General features: G+C 71.5%; 12 protein-coding genes. 1 reads left to right on the top strand and 11 read right to left on the bottom strand.

Annotated features, from left to right (window positions below; all coding sequences use genetic code 11):
• The 9 genes from VHA72_RS10415 to VHA72_RS10375 all read right to left on the bottom strand — a co-directional run.
• On the bottom strand, positions 1-784 hold a 784-nt coding region (locus VHA72_RS10415), incomplete at its 3' end, for an adenosylhomocysteinase (RefSeq protein ID WP_325574924.1).
• Positions 785-875: 91 nt separating this feature from the next.
• Positions 876-1,802, bottom strand: coding sequence for a DUF808 domain-containing protein (locus VHA72_RS10410; RefSeq protein ID WP_325574922.1), 927 nt, complete (start codon positions 1,800-1,802; stop codon positions 876-878).
• A 57-nt stretch (positions 1,803-1,859) separates the two neighbouring features.
• Complete coding sequence (locus VHA72_RS10405; RefSeq protein WP_325574920.1) at positions 1,860-2,915, bottom strand: acyltransferase family protein; 1,056 nt, start codon at positions 2,913-2,915, stop codon at positions 1,860-1,862.
• A gap of 33 nt (positions 2,916-2,948) precedes the next feature.
• Positions 2,949-3,974, bottom strand: a complete 1,026-nt coding sequence (locus VHA72_RS10400) for an SIS domain-containing protein (protein WP_325574918.1) — start codon at positions 3,972-3,974, stop codon at positions 2,949-2,951.
• 4 nt (positions 3,975-3,978) lie between these two features.
• On the bottom strand, positions 3,979-4,161 hold the full coding sequence (locus VHA72_RS10395) for a Trm112 family protein (protein ID WP_524538589.1): 183 nt from the start codon (positions 4,159-4,161) through the stop codon (positions 3,979-3,981).
• Positions 4,158-5,537, bottom strand: a complete 1,380-nt coding sequence (locus tag VHA72_RS10390; protein ID WP_325574916.1) for a phosphomannomutase/phosphoglucomutase — start codon at positions 5,535-5,537, stop codon at positions 4,158-4,160. The genes VHA72_RS10395 and VHA72_RS10390 overlap by 4 nt, the downstream gene beginning before the upstream one ends.
• An 88-nt stretch (positions 5,538-5,625) precedes the next feature.
• The gene (locus VHA72_RS10385; protein ID WP_325574914.1) at positions 5,626-6,108 is read right to left on the bottom strand and encodes a MarR family winged helix-turn-helix transcriptional regulator; all 483 of its coding nucleotides are present in this window, start codon (positions 6,106-6,108) and stop codon (positions 5,626-5,628) included.
• A gap of 26 nt (positions 6,109-6,134) precedes the next feature.
• Complete coding sequence (locus tag VHA72_RS10380) at positions 6,135-7,919, bottom strand: MFS transporter (RefSeq protein ID WP_325574912.1); 1,785 nt, start codon at positions 7,917-7,919, stop codon at positions 6,135-6,137.
• 121 nt (positions 7,920-8,040) lie between these two features.
• Positions 8,041-8,400: a DUF3499 domain-containing protein gene (locus VHA72_RS10375; RefSeq protein WP_325574910.1), complete on the bottom strand. Its 360-nt coding sequence runs from the start codon at positions 8,398-8,400 to the stop codon at positions 8,041-8,043.
• Between the two features lie 83 nt (positions 8,401-8,483).
• Between VHA72_RS10375 and VHA72_RS10370 the strand changes: the two genes are divergently transcribed.
• Positions 8,484-8,867 carry a metallopeptidase family protein gene (locus VHA72_RS10370; RefSeq protein ID WP_325574908.1) on the top strand — a complete coding sequence of 128 codons (384 nt, stop codon included), beginning with the start codon at positions 8,484-8,486 and terminating at the stop codon, positions 8,865-8,867.
• 4 nt (positions 8,868-8,871) lie between these two features.
• Here the strand turns inward: VHA72_RS10370 and VHA72_RS10365 are convergent, their stop codons facing one another.
• Positions 8,872-10,230, bottom strand: coding sequence for a DUF5719 family protein (locus VHA72_RS10365; RefSeq protein WP_325574906.1), 1,359 nt, complete (start codon positions 10,228-10,230; stop codon positions 8,872-8,874).
• Positions 10,227-10,824, bottom strand: a 598-nt coding sequence (locus tag VHA72_RS10360) for a hypothetical protein (protein WP_325574904.1), incomplete at its 5' end; no start/stop codon positions are given. The genes VHA72_RS10360 and VHA72_RS10365, both read right to left, overlap by 4 nt.

The raw sequence follows: 10,824 nt of genomic DNA, 5'->3' as shown, positions 1-10,824 counted from the left end.
AGACCACGGCAACCTTGCCGCCGATCATCACGTCGGTGGCGCGGTTGATGCCGTCGATGAGCGAGTGCCGGCAGCCGTACTTGTTGTCGAACTTCGACTTGGTGACCGAGTCGTTGACGTTGATCGCCGGGAAGAGCAGCGAGCCCTCCTTGAACCGCTCGTAGAGGCGGTGCACGCCGGTGGTGGTCTCCTCGGAGACCCCCTTGATGCCATTGGCGATCGTGGTCCAGCGCCGCGGGTCGGCGGCCAGCGAGCGGCCCAGGACGCGCAGCACCTCCTTGTACTCGGCGTTGTCGGTGGAGTCGGGCGACGGTACGGCGCCGGCCTTCTCGAACTCGACACCCTGGTGCACGAGCAGGGTGATGTCGCCACCGTCGTCGAGCAGGATGTTGGGGCCGAGGCCGTCGCCGAAGTCGAAGACCTTCTCGGCCAGGTCCCAGTACTCGGCCAGGGTCTCGCCCTTCCAGGCGAAGACCGGGGTGCCCTTCGGCTCCTCGACGGTGCCGTCGCGCCCGACGACGACCGCGGCCGCAGCGTGGTCCTGGGTGGAGAAGATGTTGCAGGAGGCCCAGCGCACGTCCGCGCCGAGCGCGACGAGCGTCTCGATGAGCACGCCCGTCTGGATCGTCATGTGCAGCGAGCCGGCGATGCGAGCGCCCTGGAGGGGCTTGCTGTCACCGTAACGGGCACGCAGTGCCATCAGGCCGGGCATCTCGTGCTCGGCGAGCGTGAGCTCCTTGCGGCCGAAGTCGGCAAGAGTTAGGTCGGCGACCTGGAAGTCCATGGTCTCTCCTCGTCGATACGTACGGCGTCTGCGTCGCGCATCTGCGCACCTCGGGATCTCCCACGCGGACCCGATCAGCCTAGAACCGGGTTCAGCCGATCTCGGAATCCCCGCGACCCGTGCGTCGCGGTACGACGTGCAGCGCGCCGACGACGACCGCGCCGACCACCAGCCCGACGACGGCGGAGAGGGCGGTGTTGACCAGCCAGCCCAGCACGCCGCCGTGGACGGCGTGCTCGAGGTGGTGGACCACGTCGTGGGGACCGTGCCAGCCCAGGTCGTCGGTGCCGACGACGAGGATGTGGCCGCCGACCCAGAGCATCGCCACGGTGCCGACCACGGAGATGACCTCCAGCAGCCGCGGCATGCCCGCGACCAGGGCGCGGCCGATCCGCTGAGCGGTCGCCGAGGAGCGCTGGGCGAGGAGGAGGCCGGCGTCGTCCATCTTCACGATCAACCCGACCACGCCGTATACCGCGATGGTGATGACCACCGCGACCACGACCAGGACCACCAGACGGGTCCAGAAGGACTGGTCGGCGACCGAGTCGAGCGCGATCACCATGATCTCGCTGGAGAGGATCAGGTCGGTGCGTACGGCGCCGGCCACCAGCTCCCGCTCCGTCTGGTCGTGCCGGACGGCCTCGCCGTGCTCGTCGTGTCCGCTCAGCCGTTCCCAGACCTTCTCCATCCCCTCGAAGGCGAGGTAGCAGCCGCCGATCATCAGGATCGGGGTCAGCAGCCAGTCGGCCCACTGACTGAGCACCAGCGCGACCGGCAGGATGATGAGCAGCTTGTTGCGGATCGAGCCGAGGGCGATCCGTTTGACGATCGGGATCTCCCGCTCGGCGGCGATGCCGTGCACGTACTGCGGCGTCACGGCGGTGTCGTCGACGACCACGCCGGCCGCCTTCGCCGTCGCCTTGCCCGCCGCCGCACCGAGGTCGTCGACGCTGGCCGCGGCCAGCTTGGCGAGCGCCGCGACGTCGTCGAGCAGCCCGAAGAGGCCGGCGCTCATCCGCGTGCGAGGGGTCGGTCGGGCATGGCCCGAACAGTAGCGGCAGTCAGGTCGGGATCAGCCCACGCCGGCGAGCTCGCGCGGCCGTTCCTCGAGTTCGGTGGCCTCCACGTGGAGGTCGCGGGCGTGGTCGAAGCGGCGCTCGGCATAGGTGAGCGGGTCGATCAGGCGCTCCAGCCGCGGCGCCACCCACGGCGAGGCCAGCAGCAGCGCCACGCAGATCGCGCCGAGGATGTTGAGCACCAGCGAGAGCGTCACGTGGCCGGCCGCCCAGTGCGGATAGGCGGTGTAGCCCACCGCCTTCACCACGAACCCGTGACACAGGTAGACCACCAGGCTGGCCGCGCCCATCCGGCTGAACCAGCCGCCCCGGGCCGGGATCAGCGCCATCACCGCGAGCGCACCGGCCACGCCGATGAGCAACAGCAGCCCACGGGTCGCGATCGGCGAGAGGCTCGAGTGCAGGTTGGCGTACTGCCAGGAGTAGTAGAGCCAGCGGGTCTGGGCCCACTGCGACAGGTTGCCGGCGAGCACCCACACACCGACCAGTACGCCGACGGCGGCGACCCGGGCCGGGACCCGGCGCAGCTGAGCCAGCGCGCTCGGACGGATCAGCGTCCCCAGCACGAAGAAGGGCAGGAAGCCCAGGATGCGACGGGTGTCGAGGTAGTCCCAGGCGACGTACCCGCCGATCAGGCTCAGCCCCACCGCGACCGGCAGCGCGAACACGCCCAGCCGCCGGAAGGCCGGCGTGGCCAACCGCCAGCAGAAGACGGCCGGCAGGTACCACATCGGCCAGTGCGGCACGATCCACAGCCGGTGGAAGTGCTCGCCGCCGACCACCTCACGGAACGACGTCAGCGCCCACTCCAGCAGCAGGTAGGGCACCACCAGCCCGCGCACCAGCCCCCAGACCCGGGCCGGGCTGTAGCTCCAGCCGCGCGAGAGGTAGCCGGTGACGAAGACGAACGCCGGCATGTGCCAGAAGTAGATGAAGTCGTAGATGCGGTCGTGGGTCGGCTGCCACGGCAGCATCACCAGCGAGTGCCCGACGACGACGAGTGCGACCAGCACCATCTTGGTGTTGTCGAGCCAGGGATCACGTCGGGACACCGCACATGTGTACCCCGCGAACCTGGGAATCACTCAGTCGTCGACCAAGCCCAGCCTGAGATATTCGGCACCATAGCTGCCCTGCAGCAGCAGCGAGGCGTACCGCGCGACCTCCGCCTCACCGGTCGCGGTGACCACCTCGACCCGGATGCCGCGGCCGTCAGCGACCGTCACCAGCCGGCGGCGCTGCTCGACCAGGATCGGCTCGGTGTCGCCGTCGTCGAGGACCACCAGCGCGGGCCGTAATTCGCCGCCGCCGTCGAACGGGTCGGCGAACACGTCGCGGGGGCGGGCCGCCTCCAGCACCGGCAGCAGGTGGTCGGCGTCGGCGCCGATGGCGGTCCGCCCGCTGGCCCGCCGCAGCGACTCGGCCACCCGGCGGGCGGCGCGCGCGGCCAGTGCCGAGCCGCCCCAGACCAGCGGGGTGCTGTCGGCGAGCGCGATGGCGAGCGCCTTCGCGGGGTTGACGGCCAGATCGCGGTACGGCGAGCACGCCACCGCGACCTCGTCCAGGGCCGCGGCGACGGCCTCGGCATCGGTGCCGGGCCCCAGCCGGACCTGGTCGAGGAACCCGAGCATCACCACCGCCAGGGCGAGCTGGTCGGTGGTCTGCGCCGGGAGCAGGGTGGTGTCTCGGCCGGTCGCGTGCTCCCCCACCAGCGAGGCATGTGGCGCGGCGACCACCACCTGGCAGCCGCGCCTGCTCGCCTCCGCGACCGCGGCGGCAGCACCGGGGTCGGAGCCGTCCGGGGCCAGCACCACGACCAGGTCCAACGAGCCGGCCCAGCCGGGCAGGCCGAGCGAGGGCCAGGCCACGAACGGCACCGGGCAGGTCGGCTCGAGCACCACCCGCAGCAACCGGGAGTCGGGGCCGGCGGCGACCACCGCACGCGGTCGGCCGGCGCCGTCCCGCCGCGCGACGGCCTCCGCCACCGCGTCGGCCGCGGCCCCCATTTCGCGGCGCACCCGCGAGCCGGACTCGGCCAGCGCGCGCAGCCGCAGGTCGGCGGTGGAGAGGGCGACCTCGTCGTCGAGCCGCGACTCGTCGAACCAGGTCATGACGTCACTTGCTGGCTTCGTCGACCAGCAGCACCGGGATGCCGTCGCGCACCGGATAGCGCAACTGGCACTCGCCCTGGCAGGTCAGCTCACCGCCCTCGGACGTCTCGACCGGCAGCAGCGCGCCGTGGCACTGCGGACAGACGATGATCTCCAGCAGCTTCGGGTCCAGCCCCAGCGTGGTCATGGACGGTCCTTCCGGATGATGGCGAGCGCCTCGTCGCGCACCCGCGCCATAGTGTCGGCGTCCTTGCCCTCGGCGTTGAGCCGCAACAGCGGCTCGGTGTTGGAGGCGCGGACGTTGAAGGTCCACTCGGCATGGCTCACCGTGAGCCCGTCGAGCTCGTCGAGGGTGACACCCTCCCGTTCGGCGTACGTGCTGCGCAGCTCGGCGAGCACCGCGGCCTGGTCGGCCACGGTGGAGTTGATCTCCCCGCTCATCGGATAGCGCTGGTACGACGCCAGCAGCCGGCTCAGCGGCACGTCGCTCTCGGCCAGCGCCGCCAGGGCGTGCAGCGCGGCCAGCATCCCGGAGTCGGCCCGCCAGAAGTCGCGGAAGTAGAAGTGACCGCTGTGCTCGCCGCCGAAGACGGCGTCGGTCTCGGCCATGGTGGCCTTGATGTAGGAGTGCCCGACCCGGGTGCGAACCGGCCGGCCGCCCCGCTCGCGGATGAGCTCCGGGACCGCCCGCGAGGTGATGAGGTTGTGGATCACCGTCGCGCCGGGGGTCTTGGCCAGCTCCCGGTCGGCGATCAGCGCGGTGATGGCGCTGGGGTTGACCGCCTGACCCTGCTCGTCGACCAGGAAGCAGCGGTCGGCGTCGCCGTCGAAGGCGAGCCCGACGTCGGCGCCCTCGGCCAGCACTCGCGCCTTGAGATCGGCCAGGGTGGCCTCGTCGAGCGGGTTGGCCTCGTGGTGAGGGAAGGTGCCGTCGAGCTCGAAGTACATCGGGATCAGCTCGACGCTCTCGATCCGATCGAAGACGGCGGGCGCGGTGTGGCCGGCCATGCCGTTGCCGGCGTCGGCCACCACCGTGAGCCGACGGCCGGACACCGGCGCGAGGGTGAGGAGATGCTCGGCGTACGCCTCGAGGACGTCGCCCTCCTCGATGATCCCGGGGGCGACGGCGGGGTCGACCCGCACGCCGGCGATGACCAGGTCACGGATCTCGGCCAGGCCCGACTCCAGCCCGATCGGTACCGCGTAGGCACGGCACATCTTGATGCCGTTGTACTGCGCCGGGTTGTGGCTGGCGGTGAACATCGCGCCGGGCAGGCCGAGATGGCCGGAGGCGAAGTAGAGCTCGTCGGTGGAGGCCAGCCCGATGATCAGCACGTCGACACCGAGCTCGCTGGCGCCGGTGGCGAACGCCCGGGCCATTCCGGGCGAGCTGGGCCGCATGTCGTGACCGACCACGATCCTCGGCGCGGCGGCCACCCGCGCGAAGGCCCGACCGGTCGCCCGCGCGAGGTCCTCGTCCAGCTGGTCGGGGACGGTACCCCGCACGTCATACGCCTTGAAGACGGCGAGGACCTGCGCGGGGTCGATCACGGGGTCGGCCATGGGCCAACCTTAGGAGATCTCGGGGACCGGCGCTCGGGCGGCGTTGTTCGTCGCCGCCGGACGGGAGCCGGACGGGAGCCGGACGGGATCAGCCGCGACCCACCCGCGCGGGACCCGCCGTGGAGTCGAGGAAGTGGTCGGCGAGCGCGACCAGGGCGGGCAGCGCGGCGGCCAGGGACTCGCGCTGGTCGGCCGGGAGCGCCTCGATGCCTGCCGCCAGCTCTCCGGTGCCCTCGCGCCGCAGCCGCTCCAGGGTCGCCACACCGTGCGGGCTCAGGCTGATCAGGCAGGCCCGCCGGTCGTCGGGGTCAGGCTCGCGCCCGACCCACTCCCCCTCGATCAGCACGTCGATGAGCCGCGAGGCGCTGGCGGCGCTGATGCTGAGCCGGGCCGCCAGGTCGCCGGGGCGCAGCGGCCCGTGCTTCATCAGCGTCATCAGGCCGGCCAGCCGGGTCGGGGTGATCCCGTCCGCGGCGACCGGGGTACGCAGCGCGTACGCCAGCCGGTTGACCACCGTGCGCAGCCCGCCGGCGAGCTCCCCCACCGACGGCTCGCCCACCGGTCCGCTCATCGGTCCGCTCACCGGCTCGTCCGTGCTCACTCCGCGCCTTCGGCGATCAGCTCGGAGGGGGTGTTCGAGTCCCCGTCGACGGCATCGTTCGTGTCGTCGTGGACGTACTTGCCACCACGGAACACCGAGGCGAACGCCGCGATCAGGCAGGCCGCGATCGCGAAGCCGAAGGCCACGCCCAGGCCATCGGCGAACGGCCCGGAGATCAGCGACGGGAAGAACTCGTGCCCGGTCAGGTGCGCCTGGGTCGCGGTCGGCAGCTGGTGCAGCACGTGCGGGCCCAGCAGCGACTGGATCAGGTTGTAGCCCAGCAGCGAGGCGAACAGCACGCCGACCGGCGGCAGGGCGGCGACCTGGGCGGCCGCGTCGTGCGGTACGCCGTTCGCGGTCAACCCCTGCATCATCGTCTGCGGCAGCGACGAGGCCAGGCCGGTGATCATCAGCGAGAAGAAGATGCCGATCGAGAGCACCATCGCGGAGTTGCTGAACACCGTGCTCATCCCGGCGCCGACTCCGCGCTGGTGCGCGGGCAGGCTGTTCATGATGCCGGTGCGGTTGGGAGCGGCGAACAGTCCCATGCCGAGGCCGTTGACGAGCAGGGCCAGGGCGAACTGCCAGTAGCTGAAGTCCACCGGGAGGGTCCACAGCCACACGAAGCTGCCGGCCGCCACCACCATCCCGCCGGTGGCGAAGGCGCGCGCGCCGAAGCGGTCCGAGAGCCAGCCCGAGGTCGGGCCGGCGACCAGGAAGCCGAGAGTCATCGGCAGCATGAAGATGCCCGCCCACAGCGGGGTGGACTCGAAGCTGTAGCCGTGCCGGGGCAACCAGATGCCCTGCAGCCAGATGATCAGGATGAACATCAGCCCCCCTCGGCCGAGCGCACCGAGCAGGCTGGCGACGTTGCCGAAGGTGAAGGCGCGGATCTTGAACAGGCTCAGTCGGAACATCGGCTCGGCCACCTTGGTCTCCACCCAGCAGAAGACCGCCAGCACCGCGGCACCGCCGACCAGGGCCAACAGCACCCACGGGTTGGTCCAGCCCATCGTGTCCCCGTGGTAGGGCTGGATGCCGTAGGTGATCCCGACCAGGACGGCGATCAGCCCCACGGCGAAGGTGAGGTTGCCCCACCAGTCCATCTCGGCATGGCGTCGTACGCCGGTGTCGTGCAGCCGCAGGTAGGCCCATACCGTGCCGAACAGGCCGATCGGGACCGAGACCAGGAAGACCAGATGCCACTCGACCGGCGCCAGCAGACCGCCGACGATCAGGCCGATGAACGAGCCGGCGATGGCGGCGACCATGTTGAGACCCAGCCCCAGGCCGCGCTCGTTGACCGGGAACGCATCGGTGATGATCGCGCTGGAGTTGGCCATCAGCATCGCCCCGCCGATGCCCTGGAAGATCCGCATCGCGACCAACCACAGGCCGGCCGCGGTGCCGTGCGTCCAGGTGACGGCCAGCATCACCGAGAAGAAGGTGAAGATCGCGAACCCGGCGTTGTAGATCCGCACCCGGCCGTACATGTCGCCCAGCCGGCCGAGCCCGACCACGAGCACGGCCGTGACGACCATGTAGCCCATGATGAGCCACAACAGCAGGCTGGTGTTGCCCGGTGCCAGCGGATCGATCTTGATGCCGCGGAAGATGTCCGGCAGCGCGATCAGCAGGATCGAGGAGTTGATCGTGGCGATCAGCACGCCCAGCGTCGTATTGGACAGCACGATCCACTTGTAGTGCGGACTCGCGGTCTCCCGGGCGGCACGCTGCGCCCGCTGGACCTTGCGCTGCTGGGCGGTGCCGGTGTCAGCCATCTGCGTCCTTCCGGTCGGCGACATGTAGTTAGTTAACATGCACTAACCAATGTACGCCGCCGCTGACGGGCACCCGTCGAGATGGTCCGCGGCCTATCTGCTCGGGCGGTCGGCTCGCGCGTCAGTCGGTGGTGAGCACCCGCAGATGGCCCCGGCGGCCGACCTCGCGGGTGCCCTTCTCGGCGGGCACCTGACGCGGCGCCGGGGTCGGCCGCGCGGCCTCGCGCACGGCGTTGGCCAACGCCAGCAGGTCGTCGTCGGAGGGCCCGGGCGGGACGTGCTCGCGGGCCAGCCGGAGGACCTCCCAGCCACGCGGCGCGGAGAGCCGCTCGGCGTGCTCCTCGCACAGGTCGTAGGCGTGCGGCTCAGCATAGGTGGACAGCGGCCCGAGCACGGCCGTCTGGTCGGCGTACACGTAGGTCAGCGTGCAGGTCGCCGGGCGACTGCAGGCGGTACGCGAACAACGACGGGCCAGGGTCACGCCCGTCACGCTACAACCGCCGCAGCCGCACTCGGTTTAGGCTCGCGGTCGTGAGTAGGTTGCGTGATCGTCGGGGCCGGGGAATGCGAGGACCCGCGGTGCTGCCGCGCGTGCCGGGGCGGCCCGAGCTGCGCACTCGCCGGGAGCGCTTCGACGACCTCGTGCTCGACATCGTCAGCGAGATCGACGAGCGCTGGCAGGACCGGCTCGGCCTGGTCGAGTACGCCGTGGAGGACGCTCCCCAGATCCCCGACGACTGGTCGGTGGACACCGTGCCGCTCTCCTCGCTGGTGCGCGGCAGCGGTACGACGCCGACCCGGCTGGTGATCTTCCGCCGGCCGATCGAGCACCGCTGCGAGAGCCGTGGCGACCTCGAGGCGATGCTGCTCACCGTGGTGGTGGAGCAGGTCGCCGAGCTGCTCGGCATCGACGCGGAGCAGGTCGACCCGCGCTACGACGCGGAGTGAGCGCTCAGCGCGGGAGACCCGGCTTGACGTAAGGCACCCGGCCGGTGACGCGCAGCCGGTTGACCGGGATCACGGTGGCCCCGCCCTTGGCGCTGAGCACGATCGAGCCGACGTACCGGATCCGGTCGGGGACGATGCGGACCTGTACCGCCCCGTCGGGCAGGGCCAGCGACTTGCCCTGCTTGGGCACCAACGCGACCCGCTGGGAGAGCAGCCGCTTGCCGTCGGCGTCGCTGGCGGTCACGGTGAGCGCGCCGACGGCGTTCGCACCGCCGACCACGAGCTGCTTAGCGCCGGGCGGCACCACCACGGTGGTCGCCTTGCCGAGGTGGCGGTTGCGGCCGGTGATCGAGAGGTCGCCCTTGACCACGTTGCGCATCGAGGCGGTCACCGCGCCGGTGGCGCTGACCTGGATGCCCAGCACCCCCGCCGCGACAGGGTCGGCCAGCAGCTGGCTCAGGTCGACTCGGGAGACCGACTGCGGCGCGATGTCGAGGGTGGGTGCGTTCTCCGGCGTGAACATCGAGTTCGCGGTGACCAGCTTGATCTTCGCGGTGACCTGCTGGTCGGTGCCGTTGGCGACGGTCAGCTGGTGGGAGCCGGCGCCGGCCGGGATGCCGACCAGCAGGTTGTGCCTCGCGGGCTGCACCTGCGCGGGCAGCCAGTCGTCGCTGGCCTTGCCGCCGGCGAGCTGGGCGGAGCGGTCACGCACCGCCATCGCGACCTGGCCGCGCTCGACGACGGCGTGCAGCGCGAGTACGCCGGTGCGCGGCATCACCGCGCCAAGGTCGAGCTCCTGGCTGCCGTGGCCGGGGACGGTGATGCCGCGCAGCGCCGGGACGCTGACCGGGCCGGTGTCGCTGATCACCGTGATGTCGGCGACCGCCGGGCCGTCGTTCGGGTTGGCCAGCTCGAGGATCGAATCGTGCGCCGGGCCGGCCGCGACGCCGGTGAACCACTCGTCGGTCTTGGGATACAGGCACGGCGCCGCCGCCACTGGCGAGGTGGAGGACCTGGTCGCGGTCAGGCCGGGCGCGGTGGCGCCGCTCGCGCCGACCACGACGCTGCCCTCGCCGGGCGAGCCGGTCACCACCTGGCTCTTCCCGACCTCGATCGGGGTCCCGCCGAGCGTGATCGTGCCGGCGGCGCGCGAGGTCGCCTGCACCTGGTCGCCGCTGCCGGACGCCGGGGGACACACCACGACGGCCGTGGTCAGCGGAGGCTTGGTCGGCGGGTGGAAGTACGCCGTACCGAAGCCGGGGGTGGTGAGGAAGAGCGCCAGCCCGACCAGCAGCGGCAGAGCGATCGCCAGCACGAAGGTCAGGTCGACGGGACGGCGCGAGGCCCGGGTCGGTCCGGTCATGCCCGCCGCCTCCGTTCGACGGTGGGCAGGCACAGCACCACGACCAGGACGAGGCCGGCCGCCTGGATCACCAGCAGGCCGATCCGCAACCAGGAGCGGTGACCCGCGAAGTCACCGTGCGGGGCGGGATCCAGTTGCCAGGCGCGGGTGGCGCGGTTGGCGGCCGAGGCCTGCGAGACCGCGCCGCTGCGGTCGATCGCCGCCGCCACGGTGCCGTCGACACGGGGCGGCAGCACGACGTAGCGGATCCCGGCCGCGGCGAGCCGCTCCACGACCTGCTGCGTGGGCCGGGAGGCGAACTGCTGGACCAGTCCGGTGAACGCCGTGTCCTCCGGGGTGAGGCTCTCGATCTCGTCGTCGCCCACCGTGGTGCCGTCACCGCGGACCACCGTGTAGCGCAGCCCGCCCTTGGTGCTGCCGCGGATGACCAGGACGCCGTTCTGCGGCGCCTTCTGCGCCGTCTCCACCATGTACGCCGGCACCCCGTCGTGCCACTGCGTCGTCAGCGACTCGTTGCCGTCCACGACGAACCAGCCCAGGCCGACGACCGGGACCACCGCGGCCGGCACCGCCAGCACCAACCCGACGATGCGC

Source organism: Nocardioides sp., assembly GCF_035547795.1.
In the GTDB taxonomy this organism is placed as follows: Bacteria; Actinomycetota; Actinomycetes; order Propionibacteriales; family Nocardioidaceae; genus Nocardioides.
Note: the sequence above shows the minus strand (reverse complement) of the source record. Positions and strands in the feature narration are given on the sequence as shown.